The 25,581-nt window shown below is 43.2% G+C and carries 19 protein-coding genes, 1 tRNA gene and 1 pseudogene; 12 read left to right on the forward strand and 9 right to left on the reverse strand.

The annotated features are described in order from the left end of the window. The first annotated feature begins 320 nt into the window (after positions 1–320). Complete coding sequence (locus NL626_RS06745; RefSeq protein WP_253657147.1) at positions 321–1,859, forward strand: bifunctional diguanylate cyclase/phosphodiesterase; 1,539 nt, start codon at positions 321–323, stop codon at positions 1,857–1,859. Between the two features lie 72 nt (positions 1,860–1,931). On the opposite strand, the gene NL626_RS06750 is transcribed toward NL626_RS06745, so the two are convergent. Further along, entirely contained in the window at positions 1,932–3,863 is a 1,932-nt protein-coding gene (locus NL626_RS06750) for a DEAD/DEAH box helicase (RefSeq protein WP_005375680.1), read from the reverse strand. Between the two features lie 413 nt (positions 3,864–4,276). Here NL626_RS06750 and rnb point away from each other — a divergent pair, with 413 nt between their 5' ends. Together rnb and NL626_RS06760 are read left to right on the forward strand one after the other, a co-directional pair. After that, on the forward strand, positions 4,277–6,280 hold the full coding sequence (rnb, locus tag NL626_RS06755; RefSeq protein WP_253657148.1) for an exoribonuclease II: 2,004 nt from the start codon (positions 4,277–4,279) through the stop codon (positions 6,278–6,280). Positions 6,281–6,351: 71 nt separating this feature from the next. Then, a complete protein-coding gene (locus tag NL626_RS06760; RefSeq protein ID WP_053307810.1) occupies positions 6,352–7,161 on the forward strand; it encodes a helix-turn-helix transcriptional regulator in 810 nt (269 codons plus the stop codon). A 33-nt stretch (positions 7,162–7,194) separates the two neighbouring features. On the opposite strand, the gene NL626_RS06765 is transcribed toward NL626_RS06760, so the two are convergent. Next, a complete protein-coding gene (locus NL626_RS06765; RefSeq protein ID WP_017635751.1) occupies positions 7,195–7,548 on the reverse strand; it encodes a DUF3024 domain-containing protein in 354 nt (117 codons plus the stop codon). 266 nt (positions 7,549–7,814) lie between these two features. On the opposite strand from NL626_RS06765, the gene NL626_RS06770 reads away from it, so the two are divergent. Next, complete coding sequence (locus NL626_RS06770; RefSeq protein ID WP_253657149.1) at positions 7,815–8,639, forward strand: phosphate ABC transporter substrate-binding protein; 825 nt, start codon at positions 7,815–7,817, stop codon at positions 8,637–8,639. A gap of 63 nt (positions 8,640–8,702) precedes the next feature. On the opposite strand, the gene NL626_RS06775 is transcribed toward NL626_RS06770, so the two are convergent. Further along, positions 8,703–9,383, reverse strand: coding sequence for a MaoC family dehydratase (locus tag NL626_RS06775; RefSeq protein WP_005386198.1), 681 nt, complete (start codon positions 9,381–9,383; stop codon positions 8,703–8,705). A gap of 329 nt (positions 9,384–9,712) precedes the next feature. Between NL626_RS06775 and NL626_RS06780 the strand changes: the two genes are divergently transcribed. After that, positions 9,713–9,803, forward strand: a tRNA-Ser gene (locus NL626_RS06780). 161 nt (positions 9,804–9,964) lie between these two features. Here the strand turns inward: NL626_RS06780 and NL626_RS06785 are convergent. Further along, entirely contained in the window at positions 9,965–11,515 is a 1,551-nt protein-coding gene (locus NL626_RS06785; protein ID WP_025768974.1) for a PAS domain-containing methyl-accepting chemotaxis protein, read from the reverse strand. A 285-nt stretch (positions 11,516–11,800) separates the two neighbouring features. Between NL626_RS06785 and modF the strand changes: the two genes are divergently transcribed. Beyond that, on the forward strand, positions 11,801–13,255 hold the full coding sequence (gene modF / locus NL626_RS06790; protein WP_222716913.1) for a molybdate ABC transporter ATP-binding protein ModF: 1,455 nt from the start codon (positions 11,801–11,803) through the stop codon (positions 13,253–13,255). Here modF and NL626_RS06795 read toward each other — a convergent pair. Beyond that, complete coding sequence (locus NL626_RS06795; protein ID WP_005386194.1) at positions 13,243–14,715, reverse strand: EAL domain-containing protein; 1,473 nt, start codon at positions 14,713–14,715, stop codon at positions 13,243–13,245. The genes modF and NL626_RS06795 overlap by 13 nt on opposite strands. A gap of 347 nt (positions 14,716–15,062) precedes the next feature. Between NL626_RS06795 and NL626_RS06800 the strand changes: the two genes are divergently transcribed. The 3 genes from NL626_RS06800 (at position 15,063) to NL626_RS06810 (ending at position 19,980) form a co-directional block, all read left to right on the forward strand. Continuing rightward, complete coding sequence (locus NL626_RS06800) at positions 15,063–15,797, forward strand: IclR family transcriptional regulator (protein WP_005386192.1); 735 nt, start codon at positions 15,063–15,065, stop codon at positions 15,795–15,797. A gap of 6 nt (positions 15,798–15,803) precedes the next feature. Next, positions 15,804–16,643 (forward strand): arginase, encoded by an 840-nt coding sequence (locus NL626_RS06805; RefSeq protein WP_005375657.1) that lies wholly within the window; start codon positions 15,804–15,806, stop codon positions 16,641–16,643. A gap of 307 nt (positions 16,644–16,950) precedes the next feature. Then, complete coding sequence (locus NL626_RS06810; protein WP_253657150.1) at positions 16,951–19,980, forward strand: DUF6701 domain-containing protein; 3,030 nt, start codon at positions 16,951–16,953, stop codon at positions 19,978–19,980. A 64-nt stretch (positions 19,981–20,044) separates the two neighbouring features. On the opposite strand, the gene NL626_RS06815 is transcribed toward NL626_RS06810, so the two are convergent. The 4 genes from NL626_RS06815 to pcp all read right to left on the reverse strand — a co-directional run bounded on the left by NL626_RS06815 (position 20,045) and on the right by pcp (position 23,658). Next, on the reverse strand, positions 20,045–21,337 hold the full coding sequence (locus NL626_RS06815) for a DEAD/DEAH box helicase (protein ID WP_025768979.1): 1,293 nt from the start codon (positions 21,335–21,337) through the stop codon (positions 20,045–20,047). Positions 21,338–21,507: 170 nt separating this feature from the next. Further along, a complete protein-coding gene (locus tag NL626_RS06820) occupies positions 21,508–22,494 on the reverse strand; it encodes a GTP-binding protein (RefSeq protein ID WP_017821090.1) in 987 nt (328 codons plus the stop codon). A gap of 63 nt (positions 22,495–22,557) precedes the next feature. Next, positions 22,558–22,821 (reverse strand): hypothetical protein, encoded by a 264-nt coding sequence (locus NL626_RS06825; RefSeq protein WP_017635759.1) that lies wholly within the window; start codon positions 22,819–22,821, stop codon positions 22,558–22,560. A gap of 198 nt (positions 22,822–23,019) precedes the next feature. Then, positions 23,020–23,658, reverse strand: coding sequence for a pyroglutamyl-peptidase I (gene pcp / locus NL626_RS06830; protein ID WP_253657151.1), 639 nt, complete (start codon positions 23,656–23,658; stop codon positions 23,020–23,022). A 289-nt stretch (positions 23,659–23,947) separates the two neighbouring features. On the opposite strand from pcp, the gene NL626_RS06835 reads away from it, so the two are divergent. The 3 genes and pseudogenes from NL626_RS06835 to NL626_RS06845 all read left to right on the forward strand — a co-directional run. Next, on the forward strand, positions 23,948–24,196 hold the full coding sequence (locus NL626_RS06835; RefSeq protein WP_005375646.1) for a hypothetical protein: 249 nt from the start codon (positions 23,948–23,950) through the stop codon (positions 24,194–24,196). Positions 24,197–24,503: 307 nt separating this feature from the next. Beyond that, the gene (locus NL626_RS06840; RefSeq protein WP_005375644.1) at positions 24,504–24,716 is read left to right on the forward strand and encodes a cold-shock protein; all 213 of its coding nucleotides are present in this window, start codon (positions 24,504–24,506) and stop codon (positions 24,714–24,716) included. A gap of 359 nt (positions 24,717–25,075) precedes the next feature. Next, positions 25,076–25,384 (forward strand): annotated as a pseudogene (locus tag NL626_RS06845) (S1 RNA-binding domain-containing protein); the annotation flags it as partial. Positions 25,385–25,581 lie beyond the last annotated feature (197 nt).

Genomic DNA, 25,581 nt, shown 5'->3' on the forward strand with positions numbered 1-25,581 from the left:
GTGCGCTGCGTACTTCTTGTTTGCCCCTCTATTATTCAATAATTTTTTAATCTTTCAACAATCTTTTAGTAAAAGCGATTTGATTGAACAAATTTTGTTGATCTGTAGCAAGTTTTGATTTTATTTGAAGGCTAAAAAATATCACTTGTTAAACATAATTTATGAATAGGTCAATTTGTACAAAGTCAGATATATAAGCTACGTTGTTTATTGGGTGAACAAAAATAACAAACCAATCAATAAATCGGGGTAATAATGTGCCCACTATTGCATTTCTATTAGTGATCTTAGGTTTGATTTTGCTCTGCTGGGGATGGCAGATGACAAAAAACATCTGCTCGAAAACTGACGTAACCGGGTGGACTTTCCTATTATTGTTAATCAGCTGTTTCATTTTTGCTTATGCCGTTTTTTTGCACGCCATCATGCAAAAACCTATTGCTTCTCTCTTAGAAACGGGGGTTTCTCTTATACTTTTTGGCGGCAGTATCTTTGTCGTGCTGGTGATTAAGTGGAGCAACGATTCGATATTAGAGCTTCATACTGTTGCTGAAAGAGAGAAGCGCAATGCCGTCCATGACGCTCTTACTGGGCTCCCTAATCGTAAATACTGCTTTGAGTCTATCGAAGGCAGAATACAATCTAGAGACCCATTCTCGGTGATCCTTTTTGACGTGGTTAATTTTAAACAAGTCAACGATGCAATGGGTCACTTTTGTGGAGACCAGTTACTTATTCAAATTGGTCAACGCCTTCAGGGGAAACTGAAAGGCAATGACCAGATATTCCGCGTTGGTGGTGATGAATTTGTCATCCTGACATCTTCTTCATGCGAGGAAATGGGTAGAAAACTCATAGAAGAACTAGATTCTGCAATGTCTGAACGCTTTCATTTAGATGAGTTTCAAGTTTCCTGCCGCGTTGTTTTCGGTATAAGCACCTACCCATATGACGCCCTAACCAATGATCTTTTGATCAAGCACGCAGATATCGCTATGTATCACGCCAAGCGTAATGGCAATCTTTTTGCGTTTTATAATGAGGATATGAACGTCGGGGCTAAGTACCAACTTGAGATATCTTCTCGTATTCAATGTGCGCTTGAAAAAGAAGAGTTTCAGTTGTATTACCAACCGTTGATTGATGCACACACTAACTTAGCTGTCGGTTTTGAAGCAGTGATTCGTTGGCATGACGAAAATGGTAAAACGATCTCACCCAACGACTTCATTCCTATCGCAGAGCGTAGCAATCAGGTGCACAACATTACCATGTGGGTTCTTAACCAAGTAGAAAGGGATCTGCAAACATTTATAGAGAAAGGCATTAAGCTTCCTGTCCACGTAAACTTATCAGCGAAAGATCTCTCATCTAACTTGCTGTTTAATCGCTTAGAAACTTTGCTCAAAGTAAACCCGCAATTCGCTGACCTAATAAGTTTAGAGATCACTGAAACGATGGCGATCGATAGGGTCGTTGAGCTCAACCCCTTAATTCATCAAATAAAAGGATTAGGTATAAAGATCAGCTTGGATGATTTTGGCACTGGGTATTCATCTTTGTCACTGTTAAGAGATCTTCCGGTTGATCAAATTAAAATCGACCGCTCATTTCTTTCCACAGCAAGCCGCACAGAAGGCTCCCGCTCTATCGTTGAGAACACGATTGCGCTAGCACATGGATTAGGGTATTCGGTCGTAGCAGAAGGCGTTCAAGACATGGACACACTACATTTTTTGAGAAGTCGAGGCTGTGACATCATTCAGGGTTACTTGTTCTGTCCTGCCCTGCCCTTAGACGAAGTAATAAGTTGGGTAAACAAACACGATGAAAAGCAAAACCGTATTAGACGCGCATAAAAAAGCCGAGCGCTTTGCTCGGCTTTCAATTCTTTTTGTAGCGACTTAAACCGTCGCTTTAATCACTCGTGATTATGCGTCTGTACGACGGCCACGACCGTGACCACGTTCACCACGATGTGCACCACGGTGATCACCACCACGGTTGCGATCGAAACGACGTTCGCCACCTTCACGATTGCCATCGCGGTTGCCGTCACGGTTACCACGGAAGCCACCTTCGCGACGGCCGCCTTCACGACGATCACCACCACGGTTGCCGCCTTCGCGGTTGCCACGGTAACCACCGCCATCACGACGACCACCATCGCGACGACCACCGTCACGGCGACCACCACGAGACTCGCGGAAATCATCGAAATCACATACTACAGCACCAACATCTTGTTGACGGATACGTAGTTTGCTTAGCTTGTTCGCCGCGTCTGAAGTCATTGCTTTAGGTAGCTGTACGAATGTGTGACCTTGAGCTAGCTTGATCGCACCGATAGAACCTTTACCTAGACCTAGTTCGTTTGCTAGAGCGCCAACGATGTCTTTAACTTGAACGCCTTGCTCACGACCAACTTGAAGCTGGTAAGTATCCCAGTCTTGGTTGTTGAAGTTACGACCGCCGTCGCGACCACCTTCACGGCGCTCTTTACGACGTTGCTTGTCACGCTCAATTGCTTCAACCATTGGGTCTTCGCCAATGTAGAACAGAGGACGTTTGCCTTGCTGACGCTTAAGAAGCATAGCAGCAAGTGTTGCTGGGTCGATGTCTAGAGAAGTTTGTAGTTTCTCTACCAGCTCAGCAAATTTGTCTAGTGCTTTGTGCTCTTTCTCTGCTTCAAGCTCAGCGCCTAGCTTAGCTAGACGAGCTTCAGCAACTTGGTCACGTAGAGGAAGTTGGATTTCTTCCATAGATGACTTAGTTACACGCTCGATAGTGCGAAGCATACGAATTTGGTTAGTGCGAACTAGAAGGATCGCTTTACCCTTACGTCCAGCACGGCCAGTACGACCGATACGGTGGATGTATGACTCAACATCAAATGGGATGTCGTAGTTAAATACGTGCGTAATACGTGGAACGTCAAGACCACGAGCTACAACATCAGTTGCAACTAGGATGTCAATAACACCTTGTTTGATGTGATCAACAGTACGTTCACGTAGAGACTGAGGAATGTCACCGTGCAGTGCAGCTGCTTTGAAGCCACGTGCAGATAGCCAGTCAGCCAGACGCTCAGTATCTTGACGAGTACGTACGAATACGATTGACGCGTCAGTTTCTTCAGTTTCAAGAAGACGAGACATCGCTTCATCTTTCTCTACACCTTTCACTACCCAGAACTGTTGTTGAACTTTGTCTACAGTGTGGTTTTTACCAGCAACGTCAACCGTTACAGGGTCACGAAGGAAACGTTCAACGATCTTCTTCAGCATTGGAGGCATAGTTGCAGAAAACAGAACGCGTTGTGCTGACTCTGGAGCGTGCTCCATGATCGCAGTTACATCATCTACGAAACCCATGTTTAGCATTTCGTCTGCTTCATCAAGAACGAAAGTACTAACTTCGTCTAGGTGTAGACGTTCGCGATTGATAAGATCTTGAACACGGCCTGGAGTACCAACAACTACATGAGCGCCACTTTTAAGAGCACGCATTTGGTCGACAATAGATGCGCCACCGTAAATCTCTAGAACTTTCAAACCTTTGATGTTTTTACCAAGGTTTTTCATTTCCGCTGCAACCTGAATTGCCAGCTCACGAGTCGGAGCAAGTACAATCGCTTGCGGTTTGCGTTGGTTTAGATCGAGTTTGTTGAGAAGAGGCAGAGAGAACGCTGCTGTTTTACCTGTACCTGTTTGAGCTTTACCCAGCGCGTCAGCACCTTCCAATAGGTGTGGGATTGCCGCAGCCTGAATTGGAGTTGGTGACACGAAACCCATTCCGTCTAGAGCAGAAAGGATAGAATCATTCAGAGATAAATCACTGAATTGAATAACAGAATCTTGCATTGGGATCCTACTTAATTAAACAAAAAAACAGTCCCATATGCTCTTCCAATTCGATACTGATCCATCCAGATACTGATTCCATTCAGACGGGAACACAGCACAGTACACAACCGCGATAAGCCATTAGGGACGACTAAGGGAGGCGGATTATTCCTTAAAAGCATAAAAAAATCCAGAAAAAATTGAATTACATCACAATTTATTCTCAACAATGGTATTTTTAGCATGTTTTTCCACCAACCCTACCATTCCCCGTAGATTCGCGTAACTCACAGATGAGAATTTCATCAATATTTAAGCCAATTTCTCGTGGTTAAATTGGCAAAATTCACGGCGAAATTACGCTCCACAGGTAGTAATAATAGCTCGCAATGATTATAGTGTGCCCAACTCCATAGGTAATTTAAGAAAAGATGTTTCAAGATAACCCACTACTCGCTCAGCTTAAGCAGCAAATCCAAGAAAACCTGCCTAAAAAAGAAGGCTCAATAAAAGCCACAGATAAAGGCTTTGGCTTTTTGGAAGTGGACAGTAAGACGAGCTTCTTCATCCCGCCTGCGTACATGAAAAAGTGCATGCACGGTGACAAAGTCATCGCCATTATCCGCACCGAAAATGAACGCGAAGTTGCAGAGCCACAAGAGCTGCTGGAACAAGCCGTGACTCGCTTTATTGGTCGAGTAAAAATGTTCAAAGGCAAGCTCAACGTAGCACCTGATCACCCACAGCTTAAAAAGCTATCTCTTAAAGCGAAACTAAAGAAAGGTCTAAAACCTGACGAGTTCGCCGAAGGTGATTGGGTTGTCGCACATCTTATTCGCCACCCTCTAAAAGGCGATAATTCTTTCTTCGTAGAAATTTCTGAAAAAATCACTGACGCGAATGATAAAATTGCGCCTTGGTGGGTAACGCTTGCTCAAAACGATCTACCAAACTCTGAGCCAGCAGGCATCGATAACTGGGAACTGAAAGACGACGCGGAGCTAGAACGCGTAGACATGACTCATGTTCCATTCGTCACTATCGACGGTGAATCGACTAAAGATATGGACGATGCGCTGTACGCGAAGAAAACCGTATCTGGCGATTTCGAACTCACCATCGCTATTGCGGACCCAACCGCCTACATCACACCTGAAGATGAAATGGATAAAGTAGCGCGTGAGCGTGGCTATACTATTTATCTTCCAGGCCGCAACATCCCGATGTTACCTCGTGATTTAGCGGACAACCTATGTTCTCTGATTGAAGGTGAAACCCGCCCTGCTATTTGCTGTACCGTAACGGTAAGTAAAGATGGTGTGATTGGCGACGATATTAAATTCTTCGCGGCAAACATCAAATCACATGCACGCCTAGCATACGATCACGTGTCTGATTGGTTAGAAAACGGCAGCTCTGAAGCATGGACGCCATCTGAAGAGATCGCGACCATCGTTCGTGATCTTTATGAGTTCTCTCTTGCTCGCGCTGAATGGCGTGAGAAAAACGCAGTGGTCTTCCCTGATCGTCCTGACTACCGTTTTGAGCTCAGTGAAGATAACGATGTAATCGCTATCCACGCAGACATGCGCCGCAGTGCAAACCGCCTTGTTGAAGAATCCATGATTACCGCAAACATCTGTGCAGGTCGTACATTACGCGATAAATTTGAAACAGGTGTCTTCAATACGCATGCAGGTATCAAGAACGAGAAGATTGAAGAAGTGGTTCAACTTGTCAATCCAGAAGGCCAGTTGGAGTTCACAGCGGAGTCTATTGCTACACTAGAAGGCTTTGCTGCGTTGCGCCGCTGGTTGGCAGCTCAAGAAACGTCTTATCTAGATAACCGCATTCGTAAGTTCCAAGCATACAGTGAGGTGGGTAATCAGCCTCTGCCTCATTACGCAATGGGTTTAGACATCTATGCAACTTGGACATCACCAATTCGTAAATACGGTGATATGATCAACCACCGTATGTTGAAGGCCGTCATCCTTGGTAAAGAACCCGTACAAAAACCAGATGACCAAGTAGGCGAAGAGCTAGCTCTACATCGTAAACATCATAAAATCGCTGAGCGAAATGTCTCAGATTGGCTATATGCACGCACGCTTGCTGATGAGCCGAGCAAGAAAACTTGTTTCACAGGTGAGATTTTCGATATTAATCGTGCAGGCGCACGTGTCCGACTTCTCGAAAATGGCGCAGCAGCCTTTATTCCTGGTGCACTAATTCTTGATAATAAAGAAAGAATTGAGTGCAATGGCGACAACGGTACAATCTCTATCGATAAAGAGGTCGTATACAAACTTGGGGATACATTGGAAATTGTCCTTGCGGACGTAAACCAAGAAAACCGCAGTTTAGTTGCAAAGCCAACCCAGGTATTCGCTGAACAACCAGCAGCACAAACAGAACAGACTGTAAGTGAATAATACCGAATGAAGTTAAAAGGCGCTCTATTGAGCGCCTTTTTTATTTGTTATGTAAAACGATAAGAACGAGTATGCCGAACATTGAGATCATTCGCTTTAATCACTTCACTGCGCGCAAAAGTGAGCGTTACACTGCAACACATAATGGGTTATATATTGTTGAAGAAGGTGCCCTATTAGTTCATCAACCTAATGGTGAGCAATTTGAACTTAAAGCCGGAGATTTCACACTCTATAACTCCGCAGATCTGAGCAGTGCAGAAGCCGTCTCTAGTGACGGAGGCTTTAAAGCATTGGCTTTAGTCTTCAACCCAAATATATTCTGTGACTTTAAGAAAGCGCACCCGATGCTACGTTCCAAAACGGAAGAAAGGCGCTTCTATCCTTTTTCAACGCAATCCAGTAGCGAAGTAGCACAATTGAAGGACATGTTGGTTAAGTTAGCGAGTCGCAACGCTCCAGACTACACACAAAGCCATATCGCAATGGCATTGCTGTCGTTGATGGTTGAGGTAGAGCCAAACATCCTATCTATCATAGATGATGCAAGTAGCCTGAGCGACTCTCAAAAAGCCATTAAGTACATTGAGGGTAATATTGAAAAAGACATCACGCTAGAAGGCTTAGCGGCTCATATGAGCATGTCCATCGCGACCTTAAAACGTCGCCTCGCCGCAGATGATCTTTCGTTTTCTCAGATATTAAAGGTGAAACGGATAAACTTCGCAGCAACCCAACTGCGCAAGTCAGAAAAATCAATAACAGAAATAGCGTTTGAGTCTGGTTTTAAAAGTGCAGCGCATTTCAGTACAGCATTTAAATCCGTTTACAACATGACCCCCAAAGACTTTAGAAACCAAGTCGTTAAGCCTAAAGTATAAATCATGTCGGCATTCGCATCCGTTGGGCTCACCCTATTCCCAAAAACACGCTTGAGGATCACGCTCCAATTCGTTGAGTAAGTCCTCAAGCATTCGGCTAAATGGAAGTGGCTTATAAGGCACCCACCTTAACAGCTCGTTGTGATATGTGGGAACATAGAAATACCAAAGTTGGTTGTCCTCATCAAACATGATCTTCGCGACGGGAGAAGTATACTCGCTATGCTGGGAGTCGAGGAGAAAATGCGCCCGATGAAGCTCAACGCCATTTTCTACTAGCTCATAGAGGCACTTGCCCTGTTCGACAGGCAAGTTAGCATTACGCGCAGAGCAGAGCGATTGAACTGATTTGTATAAACGACTTGTCGCCATTTGGGACACTGACATCAACGTTCTCCCGATGGATGATAGTTAGAGCTGCCGATCCTAGTATATAACCTTTACATCATCACCGATGGTAGTTATCTACCTAACTCAAGTATAAGATAGCTATATTATCATTTGCCCAGATTATCATCTCAGTCCACTTGGAAACGCTAGCTCCATCACCTCTTGACTAGAAACAATTCCCCTGTTTAGCGCTAACAGTTCACAAAAGTGTAACCTGAACGCAATATCATAAACTCTGCTTTATCCCGTATATGGAGTTTAATATGTTACGTTTTACTGTGGCGACGTTATTGGCCATAGCAGTCTCCCTCCCTACCATTGCAAAAGAAATCAACATCTCGGGTTCAACTTCGGTTGCTCGTGTGATGGATGTACTTGCTGAGGAATATAACAAAACACACCCAGACGATTACGTTGCTGTTCAGGGCATTGGTTCGAGTGCTGGTATCACCATGGTCAATAAAGGAGTAGCCGAAATAGGCATGAGCTCTCGCTATCTGACTGAAAGCGAAAAAGGTGAAGATCTCAATGTATACCCTATCGCTTATGATGGCCTCGCTGTTGTTGTAAACCGTACCAACTCTGTAGAAAACCTTTCTCAGCAACAGCTGTTTGATATTTACAAAGGTAAGATTAAGAATTGGAAAGAGGTCGGGGGCGCAGATCAGCCTATCGCGGTGGTTACTAGAGAAGCGTCTTCAGGTTCACGTTACAGCTTCGAAAGCTTGCTGGGACTGACCAAAATCGTTAATGATCGCCTTGTCTCGGATATCAGCCCAAACAACTTGGTTGTAAACAGCAACAGCATGGTAAAAACCATTGTTAACCATAACACTCGCGCCATTGGTTTTATCTCTGTAGGGTCAGTAGATCGCTCGATCAAGGCGATTCAGTTAGATAGTATTGACCCAACCTCGACAAACATTAGCAATCATAAGTACAAGTTGGCGCGACCATTCCTAGTGCTATACAAAGTAGATAAGATTAGCGATGCAGGTAAAGGTTTTATCGCTTTCCTTCGTTCAGAGCAGGGACAAAAAGCGATTGCAGATTACGGTTATACGCCAGTAAAAAACTTTAATCAGTAAAAATAAAAAAGAGAGCACCTTGATGCTCTCTTTTCCTATGTAGTGTTCTCTCCGGTTTCGGAATTAGAAATGCAGTTGAATTACAGAGACCACAACCGCACCAGGTCGGCGAATACCTTCAATTTCCACTTTAATTTCGCGCTCAATCTCCAAACCTTTTTTGATTGGCGTTACTTTTGTTAACGTGCTGACTGCACGAACATTATTGCCTGCTTTGACAGGGTAAGGGAAACGGACTTGGTTTAAACCCAAGTTAACTACCATTTTAGCTGTTGGGAACATTGGCTTTTCTGGATCAACTGAATCCGTCAGTTTAGGCAGCAATGCTAATGTTAAAAAGCCATGAGCGATAGTTGTCTTAAATGGAGATTCAGTTGAAGCACGCTCTGGATCAGTATGAATCCATTGCATGTCTTCCGTTACCGCACCAAATTGGTTAATACGTTCTTGAGACACATGAACCCAATCACCAGTGTGAATAACTTCGCCAATTTTTTCACTTAACTCGTCATAAAGCTTTTGAGCCTCAGGTGCCATTACGATCGGTGCAGGTTGAGGTGCAACTTCTTCGTTGACGGCTGGCTGCTGGTGATCACGAACTTTTGAGAAAAGAAAGCTATTTTGAGCTTTCCCCAAAAAGTCACTCCAATAATCGCGTAACGTTGGAGACATCCAATTCATAAACTCGGATTGATGAGCAGAAATCGCATCAACTTTGTCTTTAAATAGATTTGTGACCTTCATAAACACCCTTAAGAATTCTAAGCACAACTGGCTATACCAGTTAATTTTGAATTAGTTCACAAAGTCTTGCAAATACTTTCGGGCGAACACATGTACCCTAAAAGCATGTTATGTCTTATATATCAGCAAGATAACAATAAAACACCATTTTATTGACGTGCGCCAATATAAAGTAAAAACTCTATAAATTGGTACTTTTTGTCCCTTTTTCACTCCGCTTTCAAACTGTCCAACATCACATCAGTGATCATAAAACAAGCAAACAGTACTTCTATTATAATTCAGCACTTTACAAGTCGGACTATGCTCCTTATTATACCGCCCACAACGGAGAGATGGCTGAGTGGTTGAAAGCACCGGTCTTGAAAACCGGCATACGTTAATAGCGTATCTAGGGTTCAAATCCCTATCTCTCCGCCACTTATTTAGAGAGCTCGCATTTATTGCGAGCTTTCGTCGTTTTAGCTCTTACAAAAACGAGATTTAGAAATCCTCGCTCGTAAACGAATCCAGCACTTCACTATATTCCAGTTAAAAGCCCGCTAATGTTTAGCGGGCTTTTAACTTCGATTTTCTAAAGTTTAAGCAAACTTTTTAATCATTTCAGACAGGTCATTGGTGCAATTTTGCACTTTGGTGTTCATATGATTCGTTTCAGTCATCAGTTCATACGATTCACTGTACTTTAAATTAAGCGACTGGATGTTTTCATTTATTTCATCCGTTACATAAACCTGCTCTTCTATCGCGACCGCAATTTGTTGGTTTCGTTCGACGACGTCCTGAACAAGGGACTCCAGTTGTTGAATGCTATCCAAAGCAGTACCTAACAATGTTACCGTTCCGGTCGACATTTCATTACCTTTCTCTAACGCAGAAACCGCTGATTTGCTCCCATTTTGAATCCCTTCAATGGCCGATTTAATCTCTGTTGTCGATTCCTGAGTTCTTTTAGCTAAGGTTCTCACTTCATCTGCTACAACGGCAAACCCTCTGCCTTGTTCGCCTGCCCTCGCGGCTTCAATTGCAGCGTTCAACGCTAATAAATTAGTTTGTTCGGCAATACCATTGATGACTTCAACAACGGTTCCAATTTGCTCGGTTTGTTGGTTCAAACGTATGACCACTTTAGATATTTCGCCGAGCTCACCCACCAGCTCTAGTACCGATTGGTTAACATTATCGATAACGCTACGGCTGTCTATCATCGTATTTTGCGCTTCTAACGTAGCCTCGGCGGTCGCTTGAGCATTATTTGATATCTCAGATGAAGAGGCTTGCATCTCGTTGACCGCTGTTGCGACCGAGTCAATCTCCACTTTCTGTGCGCTTAAGTTCTCCGTCACTTGCTGGCTATTTGTCGCAGCACTGTTAGCACTTGCGCGCGTTTTTTCGCAAGAGTCTTTTACAGACACGCCAACGCGCCCCAATAGCGCATTGGCAAATTGCTTACGCATCTTCATACCCAGCTCAATCTCAGCCAGATCGTTGATCCTTCCGCAATAAATATATTCCATGAGTGGATTGTTGAAGTCTTGCCTAGCCTGTTTAGCGAGCTTCTCAACTGGTCTGGTTAATACATAAATAGAGAAAACGGAAAGTAACGCAACAACGCCAAACGCTATCACTGGTGATTGATTCATTTGTAGAATGAGTAAGCCAAGAAGGTTTGAAATTAAAAGGAAGAAGGCCGATCTCATCCACAAACGTGTACGAGGAAGATACATTTTCCACGGCTTACGATTATTTCGAAGCTTCGAATACGCTTTTTCCGCTCGCTGGATGTGTATACGCTCAGGTTTAAATCTCACTGATTGGTATTCCACAACTTCACCATTAGATTTTATGGGAGAAGCAAACGCGTCAACCCAATAATAGCCGCCGTTTTTACGTCGATTTTTGACCATTCCCATCCAGTGTTTGCCAGTTTTCAGGTGAGTCCATAAATCTTTAAAAGCCTGTTTTGGCATATCAGGATGACGCACAACATTGTGGGGTTTACCGATAAGCTCCCCTTCATCAAACCCCGCGACTTCATTAAAGTTTTCACTGGCATATTTGATGTAACTGGAGGTATCGGTAATGGAAACTAGGCTGTAACTCGAAGGGTAATCGTATTCCGTTTCACTCATAAACATGTGTCCTTACATTGATTAATTAACAAACGGCAAATATGAATTTATCAGCATAACATTTACATGCATAATGATAGGTTGATTCAAAAATAAAACAAAATTATTGACAAGCTTACTTGTTACTTAATGACTCTAGTCGCATTTTTATCCTCTAATACAAGGCTTCGTTGATATGCACAAGACTGAGCACTGTTCAAAATTAATACACAAAAGCGCTTCCGTACTGAGTTCGTAAATTGTTATAAGTAATCCACTAAAACGAAAACAAGGAAGACAAACACAATGACTATTCACTTTCGTCAGCTTGCAGCTAAGAGAAATACGACACACTTGTTTATTGACGATTGGAAAATTAACACTCAGCAGTCTTGGGGGATATTCAGCGCGGATGGAGATATTGGCTCTCTGCTTGGAGACCTTATTTGTGATGAAATGTCACCAAATAGTGGGGAAATTGAGCTAAATGGGCTGTCCGTTGCGCAAGTGTCGTTATCAGAGCAACAGCGATTACTGGAAAGAGAATTAGAAAAGGATGATACGGATTTTCTTAATCGTATCGACCAAGGAAGCACTGTTTATTCATTAATCCTAGAGCAGAGCCAAGACACTAACTTAACTGAACAGCTAGTTAATGATCTCGACCTAAGCCATCTTAGAGATAGTGGCTTCCGCGTTCTCTCTACCGGAGAAACCAGAAGAGTAATGCTCGCCCGAGCTTTAGCCACACAACCTGACTTAGTATTACTCGATAATCCATTTACTGGCTTAGATATTGCGCACCGAGCTGCTCTCGCTCGCTATTTACACTCGCTTTCTCAAAATGTGCAACTACTCATAACCTTCTCTCGCGAATCTGACATGCCTGAGTGGATCAATAGCATCGCGCTTTTCAGTGCAGGAAAACTTGATAGTACAATGGATAAGTCCAGTTGGGATAATCATCCAATCATTGGACAAATTAAATCTCAGTCAGAACAACAGAGTGAAGAAATGATGAGCTTGATACGTCAGCATCAGCACTCGACGCCATTCAACAACCCAATATTTGAACTAAAGAATGGGGCTGTTGAATACACCGATAAGAAGATTTTTACTGACTTGAACTGGCGCATAGACAAGGGCCAACATTGGCAGGTCAAAGGTCCAAATGGTTGTGGAAAGAGTACCTTACTTGGATTGATCTTTGGCGATCATCCGCAATGCTACAGCAATGACATTGATATTTTTGGTAAAAAGCGTGGTACTGGCGAGACAATCTGGGAAATTAAGCAGCATATCGGCATGGTGTCTTCAGCGCTACACCTCCAATATCGAGTCAATTGCAGCGCATTAGAAGTCATTTTGTCAGGATTTTACGATTCGATCGGGTTGTATAACCAGCCAACTCGCAAAGAGATGGATATTGCAAACGAGTGGCTCGATATCTTACATATGAGCCAGTACAAAAAAACCTCATTTAAGCAATTAGAGTACGGCCAGCAGCGACTGTTACTGATTGCAAGAGCCATCGTGAAACAACCCACATTATTGATTTTGGACGAGCCGTATCAAGGGTTAGATTTTTTGGGTAGACGGTTAGTTAAGAACACACTTGAACTCATCGCTAGAGAGAATTTAAGCCAACTATTGTATGTGTCTCACTACCAAGAAGACCGCTTAGATAGCATCAAAAATGAGTTAGAGTTTGTGTTTGATGAAAATGCTCAGTGTTATAGAGCTAACGTCTACCAATCATAATGACTTCGCTGCGCAAGCTGCTCATAAGGTAATGGTTTGGAGTACAGGTATCCCTGATGATATCTCACTCCCATCTGCTTTAAGTGTTCAGCTTGCGCTATGGTTTCCACGCCTTCAGCGATCAATTGTACTTGTAATTCTTCCGCGAAGTGAACCATCGCTTTTAAGACAGAAGCACTAAGGCTAGGAATACCAATAGTTTCGACAAAACACTTATCGATTTTTAAGTAATCTATGCGCATGTGCTGTAGAAATGCTAACGAGGTTTGGCCAGTTCCAAAATCATCGATCAGCACATCAATACCATGCACTCGCAGCGCTGCAATGCATTTTCTCGCCTCTGAATCAATGAGCTGACGCTCCGTTATCTCTACCCCTAATGAGACTTTGTTTCGGCTCAACTGTCTGTCGAGCAATTGAATTTTTCTGATCGCGTTTGGTCCGACTAAATAACCAGGCGGCACGTTAATACCAAGGTGGACTGGCTGATCAAAGCCTAATTTACTGAAGTCCTCTGCCGCTTTATCCAGAACGAAATCAGTAAGTAAAAAAACCAATCCACTTTGCTCTGCCGCAGGGACAAACTCATCCGGAGAAATGAACCCCTTACTTTGATGCTCCCATCGCACTAGCGCTTCAAACCCGAATAACTGACCGGTATCAACGTTAACTTGCGGTTGGTAATACAGGGTCAACTCTCCTCTTTTTATCGCTCTTTTAAGATCCAGTATCAAATTGCGATGGGGATCAATAAACTTATTCAACGCATACAAGCAAAGGTAGATAACGAAAATAATTGGAATTGAGTACAAAAAATAGGAAAGTGTTCTCTGTTTGACGAAAAGATCGCTGGCTTCGCTCAAAGCTTCATACTCAAACATTTGCGACGATTTGATACCGATAGGATTACTTCCCGCTCTTAATGCTCCTTCTGGTGAAACTTGATCATGGATAAACAGCGCAGAGCGTTTTAGGCGTAAATCGTTGTTAAACCCTATTGTCGCATTAAAGTAGTCATGATCGATAATCGTTACGGCTTGATAACCCCGCTCTCCTTCCGTTACCACTAGCAAGAACTGATCGTACAAGCTATCAACACTACCAAGCGCTAGCGTTTGTCCCTTGGGAAAGGCGATGTGCTCAGCTAACGGTTTAGAGATACTTCCCAATTTCGAAGAACAAGTAATGACTCCCTCTTTCACAATGAGCATTTCTTCAATATCTCGTTCAAACATTAAGCTTTGCTGGAGCTCTTCACATCGTTCAGGGTGTAGCAACGCCGTGCGGTTTTCTGTCTCTATTTGGAATAAAATTTCATCTGCAATTTGCACATTTTTTTCTAATAAATGATTGAGATTGTTTTGCACGCTTTCACGAGCTAAATACAAAACCTCTCCAATAACCAAGGGAATAGGCAGAAGGAAAATGATGGCTTTTTTAAAAATCGCCTTATTCAGCATATAAAAGTAACCTTTTATAAAACCGATTTACTGAGATGGTACCTCGATTCCGATACCCGCTAGCAACTCACGTTTTTAACATTATTTGTTTGGATTAACTCAGTATGCGAAACGCTGAGTAATACCGCAAACTAAACAATGTCTTAATCACTCCTGTTCCAATTTAGTATCAAGCGCCTCAAACCTGAGACTTTAATTCGACACCATGTTATGTCTATCGGTACTTGCGAAAGTCTTTACCTGTCTGTTTCTCATCATGTAAGAATTACCCATTAAAATTATTTTTCTTTTCTCAGTGATTAAGAATTATATTTGTCGTAACTCCTACAACACGTTACAACACTCTCATGACGACAAACAAAGCTAATGCTAACCAGGTAAACGAAAAATCACTGCAGTTGTTAATGCAAGTTGCAGTTAGTCCGTTCCCAGTTTCTGCGAAAACGCTAAGCGAGCAATTGAACGTTCCTTTAAGCAGCCTTTACCGACACTTAAAACTGCTTAAAGAGTGGAACTTGATCGAAGAAAGCGTTCACGACAAGACATTTGTCGTTGGTCCGGCGGCATTATTACTCATGCACAGCTATGAGACCGCGCAACATGGGCTCGACATGGTCGAAACCATACTGGCTAGGTTGGTACAACAAACCGGGGAAATGGCCGCTTATATGGTACCAGCGGGTTATCGTGCGCTTTGTGTCAGACAGAAAGAAAGTATGCAGGCGCTGCGTTGCAGCTTCGTCCAGGGTCAAAGTCAACCTCTGCTGCGCGGTGCCTCATCTAAAGTGATGCTCGCTTTTATGCCTCAAAGTCGATGCGAGAAAATCTTGAGATACTTTAATCAAGATCACCGACGCGACGAGTGGGAAAAAGAGCTCACAACCATCCGTAAACACGGATATGCCGTCAGTACTTCTGAGATTGACCCTGGTGTTTCAGGTATTAGCGCACCGGTAATGAAAGGAAGCAAACTGATTGGCGCAGTCTCGGTGATGGCTCCGGCCCACCGAGTCGAAAAGGATAAGCAGCGCATTATTTTACATGTACTGCAAGCGGCAAGGGCACTACCACCAGAAAGGTAATTCATCATGTTAAGCTTTTTCAAACGCTATAAACTCCACCACACCGTGAAACAGCCGCAGCATTACCCTTTTTCTTTTATGACAGTGTGTGAGTATTTGCCACCCATGTCTAAGGGCGCGTTTGAATTAGCTGATCAAAGTTTGGAAAATGCTAGTGATTGGCTTTACCAACAACATGATCACGAAACTGCTGAAAACTATGGGCACTTCAACCACGACAAACTGGAGAATGGCGAGTTTCAGGAAGCGTTAAGTCTTTCGCTTTCTCGTCACTCAATTCCGGTTTTAGTCACTAACTGTACCGAGGCAATCTTGTCCATGTTACCTGTGGTCGTATCCTATCGAGACGAAGTGGGTGTCGTAAATATCGGGCATAACATGAACTTGAAACCGACACTTGAGCCACGCTTAGGCTCTGCATTCCATTTTGCTCTTTCTCGCTATCAAAACGTACGATTGTTTTTTGCTGGCGTCAGTGAGCAAGAGACGAAGCAGGAAACGTGGGAATACGCGGAAGATCAAGGTTGTGATTGGGTGACCGAGAAAGAGTTTTCTTTTCGTCATCGCAATAACGTTAAGCAACAGATCGGCAATTACCTAGACCACTGCGACCAAATAATCATTAGCATCGACCTTGGATCTCTAAAAACCAAAAACAGCCTTGATGGCGCGTCAGAAATTGATATCCAAATGGTTCTACGCACGATTAGGCAATGTTTGGTTGCAGGTAAAGTGAGAGCAATTCAGCTCGTTGGCGATCGAGATTGTCTGGTGTATTCGAGACAAACGAAAGCCATACTAGAAGAGTTATATCAGATGGCTCCACTCATCGTTCACGCTGCATAGCGTTATAAACATTCAGAATCAGGATCGCTTCCTTCCTGATTCTGAACCAACATGCTTACTTATTATCCTTAACTAACAAATAGTTACACATATAAATCGACACACATCACACTTGCCTCTTGAACTAACCTGACACTTACGTTGTAATAAAGCCGCTAAACTTTGGTATGACATACGAAATAAAAAATAACCAAAGTTCAATAACTAAGCGGCTTCAAAACAAAAAATTACCGCAGCTATTCCAATTTCAGTGAGCATTTGCTCACGCTCGCTTGATGCCATCTTGTTCCACTCATTAGGACATTTGATGATGCGTCTTTGCAGTATTTTCACTGCGGTTCTTTTTTTACCGCTAACCTCACACGCCACCACTTATGACGTAAAAGATCTATCTGAGTTAGCTCAACTTTGCTCACACAAGAGTTTTAGTATCGAAAGCGATGGCACGACTTATCGCTGTACAGGGAAACTAGTCCTACCCGCTGGTGATAAAATTGTCTCCTCATTATTACCGGAAAAAGAGATAACGTTAAAAGCAGATTATGGAATTGTGTTAGAGGGGAATAATACGATTGGTGAACCCAATAAACGTATCTCTCTACACGCCCTCGCTACCGGATTAACGGTTAACAATGAGAAAGCATCAAACCTCGACGATTACCAAAACAAGCACACTGTTATCTATGGTGATCTTCTATCTGCTTATCCAACAAAGCTGCATAACGTTCTCATCGATGGGGATATAGAGCTAACAGGTGAGGCCCTTCATATTAATGGTGAGTACAACACCATTATTGGTGACATTTTGACTCACAGCACGACCAATATATTTAATACAAACATCTGTGGTAAGGTCGAATCACAAGGCGAAACACTACACCTAAAAACAAACCATCCTTTACAAGACCATTTTGTCGTCGGTGATGTTTCTGCGCACAAATCTCTGATTATAAAAGATATGTCGATCTATGGTACGGCTGAATCTGTAGGATCGTCAGCTACATTAAGTGGCTCATTCTATAGTTCCACCGCAGCAATTAAATACTTCCAAACATTGAACTTCAACAACGCTCCAAATCAGCCTAGTCAAGTTTGTGGTGAAATCCAACAAACGCCAGGAAGTGCACAAACGAAAGCACAAGACAACAAATACACGCAATACTGTGGATTGGGCGAGGCTGATTGTCACTACTCTTCCCAAGTCTGTCCAATCACCCCTCAAGATGTTCCGAATTGCAGCATGCAGCCTCCATCGGAGAACGACTTAAACCTCAGCGTCACACCATCGGACGACATGGCACTGATGTGCGGCAACGATCTTCCGCAATTTACAGCTACAACAACCAATAATGGAGAAGTTGTAAGCGCAGAAGTCAGTGCTGTCCTATCACACCCTGACTTGTTCACTTTAGAGGTGGTTAAAGGTCAGCAGACATTAAAAGCAAACCAATTTATGTCTGACGACAATGGTGAGCTCGTTGTTCGAGTGGTCCCGAACGATATTGATACCATCGCGTTAGGTACTAACTACACGCTGACTTTCACTATGGCAGAAGACACCAGCAAGCATCAAACGGTTAGCTTTATGTTTACGCCATTTATGTTTGAGGCCTACTCAAAGACGAAAAGCGCCACTTTAAATGAAATACGCGTTATTGCAGGTAAACCAGAAAACGTGCATACGCGATTGCTTGCTTGTGCTTCCACCGGCGAACCTGTAGTCGCAAGCAACTACAATGGTACTCCTAAGGTTTTTCATCCATTGGTTCAACCATTAGGAGGAAGTGAAGGAAACTTTAGCTATTCAGCGGAATTTAAAGACGGCTTGTCTGAACATGGTCTTGTCACGAACGAGTCCGGCATATTTGAAGTGACACTGTCCGATCATTTTGAATGTGAGGGATTTGAAGAGTGCCCTGAAGAAGGCAAAGTGGAAGTGAAAGGAACATTTAATGTGTACTCGCGACCATGGACATTCGCTATTTGTGACAACCAACGTGCTTTGCCTTCTGGCACCTCTGAACAAGGAGAAGGGTTTCTTGCTGCCGGAGAACTTTTCTCTCTAACGGTGAAACCAATCATTTGGCAACCTGACGGCTCTGTAAGTGGGTCTGTTGAATCAGCACGCTATTGTGATGCTTCTATCACCCGTAATTTTACGCTTGATGACGCTCTAGCAGCATCGGTTGTCTTGTCGAGTGAGCAACATACGCCATCAGAGACAGCGAACCAAACCTCAAAATTGCTAAAAAGTAGTGACTCACTGGCTCAGGCGCATAATTCAGCCAAGAATGATCAATTCGTCTTTAATGGATTATATTGGGAAGAAGTCGGGAGCTTGAGAGTAAAAGCAAACCTAGAAAGTAAATATCTAGGTATGACTGTGAACGAAGGCTATCGTTACGTTGGTCGTTTTTACCCAAAATATTTTCAAGTGCAAGACCAAGAATGGCACTACCCACATGGCCAAACTTTTGCTTACATGAATCAACCTTTTGAGAAAGTCACTTACGATGTTGTCGCACTCAATGCGAATATGGAAAACGTGAAGAACTACGTCCACTTTTCATCTAACCTTCAACAACATTTCGACTTAGGCGAGCTAAGCTCATACTCCGAACGGTTTTTGCCGCCTAAGCCTAAGAAGGTAGGCTGGAAACTACTGGGTAGCGCGAGTGTTGGAACGTTTGTGATCGAGAAGCCCTCGACCAATGCGACTTGTAACAATAGCCCATGTTGGAAAAAGAACACGACAGATAAACAATACCCTGATGGCCCATTTAATAAAGAGACTAACAGTGACAGCAGCAAAATAGGTATAGTCACGACTAAAGCCGTTGATGAGGTAAATTTCTTTGATAACAGCGAAATGCTCACTCAACAACCGGACATTCGATTCGGTCGTTTGAACTTTCAAGATGTAGGTGGCAACCAAGGCATGGTGCTCAAAGTGCCACTTGATGTGGAAATTTGGCAAAACGGTCGATTTACGACTAACTTCGATGACAGCTCAACAACGGCGAATGGTGAATATTACTTCAGCACGCCAATTTGGTCGCATGCGCCTGCAAACAACGCCCTGCTTTCTGGCGTTGGAACGATGAGTATTGGCAGGATAACCGATATCGTTGCAAGCCAAATTGACTCAGCGCGCGAGCAAATACAATTCCATCTAGATTTAGACAGCTCAGGCAATCGCATCCCTTGGTTGAAATACGATTGGGATAGCTCTACAAGTGAAGAGGAAAACCCACCCGTCATTGTTACGTTTGGTATTCACCGAGGAAACGATCGCATTATTTATCGTGGTGAACCAAATATGCTTGGCCTAAATTGACGCGAAACGACAAAACAAAAAGAGCCCCTCAATTGAGGGGCTCTTTTCACACAGACTGTGTAATTTACTTTGCGCCACGACGCGCTTTCAGGCGCTTCACCATAGCAAGACGACGCTCTGCCGACCCTTGGTCTGTTGCCGACTGGTTCGGGTTATTACGACGACCTTGACGATTCTTAAACGCTGGTTTTGAGTGCAGCTTTTCAATGTAAGATTCACGCTGTTTTGGTTCATAGCCTGCAAGCTCAATACGGCGAATTCGCTGCTGGATTAGATTTTCAACCTGAACAACCGTGAGCTCTTCATCTCGGTTTACAAATGAAACGGCATGACCTTGTTTACCTGCACGGCCTGTACGACCAATTCGGTGAACGTAATCTTCCGCTAGGAAAGGCATGTCATAGTTCACAACGTGAGGTAAATCTTCAATATCTAGACCTCGAGCAGCGACATCGGTAGCCACCATGACACGTGCTTTACCGGATTTGAACTCTTCTAACGCACGACGACGAGCACTTTGAGCTCTGTCACCATGACAAACCACCGCTTTGATACCATCAAGTTTCAGCTCTTTTACAACGTCGTTTGCGGTCTCTTTGTAGTTCACAAATACCAACACTTGTTTCCAGTTCTTACGACCAATCAGTTCCGAAAGCAGTTCCGTTTTTCGCTCTTGATCAACTGGATATAACACGTGAGCAACTGTCTGTGCTGTCGTATTCGCTCGCTCAACTTCAATACGCTTAGGCTTACGCAGGATATCTTTTGCTAGCAGATTTAGTTGGCTCGAAGTCGTTGCAGAAAACATCATAATTTGCGGATCAGTATCCACATCTAGCATGATCTTACGTACTGCGTGAATAAAGCCCATGTCCAAGATACGGTCTGCTTCATCAAACACTAAAAACTCTAAGTGTGCGACCGAGACATTACCTTGTTCAATGTGCTCTTCCAATCGACCAGGTGTAGCCACTAGGATATCTACACCGTTTTCTAATGCCGTTACTTGAGAAGACATTTTACGGCCACCGAAAATCGCAGCCACCGACAGGTTCGTGTACTTCGTGTAAGCTTTGATGTTGTCAGCAATTTGTTCAGCAAGCTCACGAGTTGGAGCCAAGATAAGTGCGCGAGCAGTCTTACGAGAAGCGCTACGGTTACTGTCTAGCAACTGCTGAATCATAGGCAGAGAAAACGCAGCCGTTTTACCAGTACCTGTTTGTGCTGTAGCGAAAATATCATGGCCTTTGCGAGCCATTGGAATCGCCTTCTGTTGAATTGGCGTTAACTTTTCATAACCGCATTCTGCCAGTGCTTTAACCACTTCTGGCGCAAAACCTTGAGATGAAAATGACATTGAGCGTATTCCTTAAACAAACCACTAAAAATAGCTTTAAAAATTTAGCCGTGCACTATACCCGAATTTGAGTGATTTATCTCACTTTTCTCATTGAAATCCTACAAAAGAAAAAACGGTGAGCACAGATATATTAGTGGTTCACCGTTTTCGTTTAACCTTTGCGCGATTTAATGTTTGATGCCAGATAACTGAAGGAGAATTCGCTCAAGCTCATCCCATGGCAACAGCTGAGAATCTATCACTTCTAATCGTGATTCAAAGCCTTCTAAGCTGATTTCATTCACCGACACGACTCGGTTGGCAACATTAAACGCGTAACAACCTTGATCCGTATTGACCACTGCTTTAACACGCTCTGCGGTCAAGTCCGACAGCATAGAGAAAAGCTTTTCAAAATCAAACTTATACTCTGCCCCAAACAACCACCCACAACTAAAATAACCCTGCCCTTTGTTCTCTTTGCGCACAAAGGCTTCACCAGGCGCCAACTGGAATTGAGGCTCTTGGTGAGCGTGGTCATGATGATGTGACTCGATATGGGAAGAAGCGCTGCCGTAAACCCGCTCAATATCCAAGACTTCTATCGGCAACTCACCGTCATGAATAAGCTTACTGAATACTTTTGAAGGGGATTGGTCCGTCACCCAGTCATTAAACACATCAAGGTCGTGGCTGGAACATAGGTCAACCTTACTACCAATAACCACATCTGCACTGTCTAACTGGTCCACGAAGTTTTGGTTAGAAAGATACTTTTCATCACTTAAGTTACGCGGATCAACCAAGGCAATCGTCGCTTTAAGATCAACGTAAGGTTCATACTGCTGTGAGGTAAGCGTCGCGATAACCTGTTTTGGATGACCAAGGCCTGTCGGCTCAATCAATAAACGGTCCGGTTTTTGACGCAATAATGCTGTGATACCTACCGACATCGGCACACCCGCAGTGCAGCACATACAACCACCCGGCACTTCTTTAATCAACGCGCCTTGGTCGGTCATCAATGCACCGTCGATGCCAATCTCACCAAATTCATTGACCAAAACCGCCCAGTTTTCTTTTTCCGGTTTGTTCTTCAGTAGATTTAAAATCGTGGTCGTTTTACCGACACCCAAAAATCCGGTCAGTATGTTGGTTGGTACTCGATTTGACATGCTTATCTCCGACACGTTAGTGCATTAATGCTCCAGCAAAGTATACGGAGAATGTGACTCGCTTCAACGCTTTTTATCGCGCTCATCAAGCTCATTGCGTGATGCGTGGGTATACATTTTTTGAGAATGATCAGAGTGACTTATCAACTCTGAACGCTTCATATCAGAAAGATACATACTGGTGTAAATGACGCAGGCAAAAAACGCGATAATAGCGACTACAATGGGAAGAACTCCGAGTGTGTTTTCGAATTTAAGCGCAGCGATAGCCAATGCGAAAACAACGACAGAGATAAGTGCGATAGACTTACTTTTGTTGCTTTTCATGATAACTCGCCTTTCGTAAGGGTAGCCCCTAATACCTCCTGTATTAGGGGGAGTGCCAGTTTGAACAACATCCAACCTGACTATTCAATGCTACTCCTTTCGCTACTTGTGAAATTTGACAAAGCTAACATTTATTACAACATCAAACGATGAACTTATTACTAGCTTTCAGACACTTAGTGGACTGTAAAGCACTTACTAGCAAATCGACCCGCCGCTGACCAATATGTCGTTTTCATTGGCAATACAAACTTGCGCCACCAGCCTTAGCCCTTCGACTATCATCTCCAGAGACATGGAAGGCTGACTGCCATCTACTGCTTGTTCTGGCAATAATGGGATATGAACAAACCCATGACGAATAGGTTTGTCTTTTAGATAATGTTGGATGCCATAAAAAAGGTGGTTACATACAAATGTTCCGGCACTGTTGGAAATCTGACTAGGTATACCCTGCGTTTGCAATGTTTGCACAACACGCTTTATCGGTAGTGTCGAGAAGTAAGCATCAGGACCATCAGCCACCACGGGTTCATCAATCGGTTGATAACCAACGTTATCTGGAATACGAAAATCATCGACATTAATTGCGACACGTTCTGGGGTTATCGCGCTACGCCCGGCCGCTTGCCCTACAGTAATTACACAGTCTGGCTGGTGCGCTTCTATTGCTTCAATAACGACTTTCACCGAGTCATATCGAACTACGGGGACTGGGCAAGTAACTATCACACCGCCTTTTATGGCCGCAGCCTCTAATTGCTTGACCGCTTCTAAGGCGGGGTTAATGGCGTCACCACCAAAAGGTTCAAAACCGGTAATCAGGACTTTCTTCATAACAGCCTTTAGGAAAAGAGTTTTACAAATTATTGCACTCCCCTTCACCCCATCCAATAGCAAAAGTATTGATGAGATAAACCAGACAACATTATGTGACTCATGTCTAACCAGAGAGTGTTTTCTGCCTCATTGAATCTAGGCAAGTTCCGGACTATCGAGACTAACTTATTGATGATTAGTGGCAGGGCAAGGTTCTCTCATTACATGACGCACGTAGAAGCTTGGTTTCCACGCTTAACTTAGGTAGAGTACGCGACCGCAATGCAATTCGAAGAGATTGAATACAATGAATATTGATAACCATGTAATCGAAACGATTGAAGAGTTAGAGGCATTTCTGCATTTAGTAGAAAGCGGCGCTCTGGGTCTTGAAGGTGTCACTGGCGTTGCGCTAGCCACCTCTAATACCGATGGCCGTCCATTTGTTGCCGTATTAGGAGAAAAGCACCAATTGCTCCTTGGCCGCTGGGTTTCGCAGCACGTATATGACAATGGTAAAGACATCGTTCGTAACGGCCCAACCAGAAAACACTAAGCGCTCGACGCCACCTATAACATCACGCCGTCTTATACACCAAGCGTATGCTTTGAAAGCAATGCGCTTGGTGTACTCAAAAAAATAAAAAAGAAAAGGCTAGCCTTTATTAATTTTGTCGGTATACTGCACATCAGCTCTTACGGAAAGAGCTATTAATGTAATTAAAGATCAAAGTTTCTCTCAGTTCCACATCGAATTCCTCGTTTACGTTCCTGCGACAAAATAGTTATCTCTAAAATCATATAGTAGCACTTGATATTAGCTAAAAATTCAATATTTAAAACAATCAAATATAGAGGTATCTATGTCTAATAAATTAACTGGTTCAGTAAAATGGTTCAACGAAACTAAAGGTTTTGGTTTTATTTCTCAAGACAATGGCGGTGATGACGTATTCGTTCACTTCCGTTCTATTGTTTCTGAAGGCTTCAAAACTCTTACTGAAGGCCAAAAAGTATCGTTCGTTGTTGAACAAGGTAACAAAGGTTTACAAGCAGCTGAAGTAACTGCACTGTAATTCTTTGTGTGGCATCAATGTTGTTGGTGCCACAATCCCCTTCCACTTATTACTGCCCTTACTATTCTCTATCTAAGTTTATATAGCCAAATCACTTACCTCTCCCACACCATCATTAATCACTTTCAATAAAGTCACTTTGGTATACATCTTTAGGTAATCACACAACCTACCTTGCAATTCCAGTTTGGAATTAAATTAATCTCATTCATATCTGAATCACTTCGCCTCATGCTTTGCTCATAAAAATAAAGTTTATAAAATAAAAGCGATTGGCGAATATAAGAGAAAAAATGAAATTAAATATATCTGCTCAATCAATAAATTCTAATAACTACGAGCACATAATCCCTAGCTGAGAGGTTGAGTCAGCACTGAAATGTCATTACATGAAGCCATTTATCGGACAACACTTCATGGGGACGGTGTCTGGAGTCACACACTTCGGAGTATTTGTTGAGTTAGAGGAAAACCGGATCGAAGGTCTCATTCCTTTATCAAGTTTTCAAAATGGAGAGTTCGAATTTGATGCAGTCAAACAAAAAATTTCCAGCCAGAGCGCCACGTTTACTTTAGGGACCAAAGTGCACGTGTTGGTTAAAGACGCCGATTCGAGACAAAGAAAGATCATGTCCAACTTAAAAGACGCGGAACACGCGGTAGGTTAGCCTGTTTTAGGTTACTTTCTAATCCATTAATCAAAAATAAAAAATAAGCTTTTAATACCGCAATTAACTTGTGACATTTCGCTGACATCGACTCATTCTAAAACCCTAATATCTGACAAAGGAAACGAATCTAATTTTTGTTTCCAGACACCATCGCAGAGTGTATTTCCAGCATTCTGTTTGCCTCGAGAGGTTCT

Source organism: Vibrio sp. Y58_MX_L22 (assembly GCF_024181865.1).
GTDB classification, from domain to species: domain Bacteria; phylum Pseudomonadota; class Gammaproteobacteria; order Enterobacterales; family Vibrionaceae; genus Vibrio; species Vibrio alginolyticus.

What these genes read in the sequence shown, in the direction of transcription:
- NL626_RS06750 (WP_005375680.1), bottom strand. Translation starts at nt 3,863, where the DNA reads ATGCAAGATTCTGTTATTCAATTCAGTGATTTATCTCTGAATGATTCT.
- pcp (WP_253657151.1), bottom strand. Translation starts at nt 23,658, where the DNA reads ATGAAGAAAGTCCTGATTACCGGTTTTGAACCTTTTGGTGGTGACGCC.
- NL626_RS06820 (WP_017821090.1), bottom strand. Translation starts at nt 22,494, where the DNA reads ATGTCAAATCGAGTACCAACCAACATACTGACCGGATTTTTGGGTGTC.
- NL626_RS06840 (WP_005375644.1), top strand. Translation starts at nt 24,504, where the DNA reads ATGTCTAATAAATTAACTGGTTCAGTAAAATGGTTCAACGAAACTAAA.
- NL626_RS06775 (WP_005386198.1), bottom strand. Translation starts at nt 9,383, where the DNA reads ATGAAGGTCACAAATCTATTTAAAGACAAAGTTGATGCGATTTCTGCT.
- NL626_RS06835 (WP_005375646.1), top strand. Translation starts at nt 23,948, where the DNA reads ATGAATATTGATAACCATGTAATCGAAACGATTGAAGAGTTAGAGGCA.
- rnb (WP_253657148.1), top strand. Translation starts at nt 4,277, where the DNA reads ATGTTTCAAGATAACCCACTACTCGCTCAGCTTAAGCAGCAAATCCAA.
- NL626_RS06745 (WP_253657147.1), top strand. Translation starts at nt 321, where the DNA reads ATGACAAAAAACATCTGCTCGAAAACTGACGTAACCGGGTGGACTTTC.
- NL626_RS06785 (WP_025768974.1), bottom strand. Translation starts at nt 11,515, where the DNA reads ATGAGTGAAACGGAATACGATTACCCTTCGAGTTACAGCCTAGTTTCC.
- NL626_RS06825 (WP_017635759.1), bottom strand. Translation starts at nt 22,821, where the DNA reads ATGAAAAGCAACAAAAGTAAGTCTATCGCACTTATCTCTGTCGTTGTT.
- NL626_RS06760 (WP_053307810.1), top strand. Translation starts at nt 6,352, where the DNA reads ATGCCGAACATTGAGATCATTCGCTTTAATCACTTCACTGCGCGCAAA.
- NL626_RS06815 (WP_025768979.1), bottom strand. Translation starts at nt 21,337, where the DNA reads ATGTCATTTTCATCTCAAGGTTTTGCGCCAGAAGTGGTTAAAGCACTG.
- modF (WP_222716913.1), top strand. Translation starts at nt 11,801, where the DNA reads ATGACTATTCACTTTCGTCAGCTTGCAGCTAAGAGAAATACGACACAC.
- NL626_RS06770 (WP_253657149.1), top strand. Translation starts at nt 7,815, where the DNA reads ATGTTACGTTTTACTGTGGCGACGTTATTGGCCATAGCAGTCTCCCTC.
- NL626_RS06805 (WP_005375657.1), top strand. Translation starts at nt 15,804, where the DNA reads ATGTTAAGCTTTTTCAAACGCTATAAACTCCACCACACCGTGAAACAG.
- NL626_RS06800 (WP_005386192.1), top strand. Translation starts at nt 15,063, where the DNA reads ATGACGACAAACAAAGCTAATGCTAACCAGGTAAACGAAAAATCACTG.
- NL626_RS06810 (WP_253657150.1), top strand. Translation starts at nt 16,951, where the DNA reads ATGATGCGTCTTTGCAGTATTTTCACTGCGGTTCTTTTTTTACCGCTA.
- NL626_RS06765 (WP_017635751.1), bottom strand. Translation starts at nt 7,548, where the DNA reads ATGTCAGTGTCCCAAATGGCGACAAGTCGTTTATACAAATCAGTTCAA.
- NL626_RS06795 (WP_005386194.1), bottom strand. Translation starts at nt 14,715, where the DNA reads ATGCTGAATAAGGCGATTTTTAAAAAAGCCATCATTTTCCTTCTGCCT.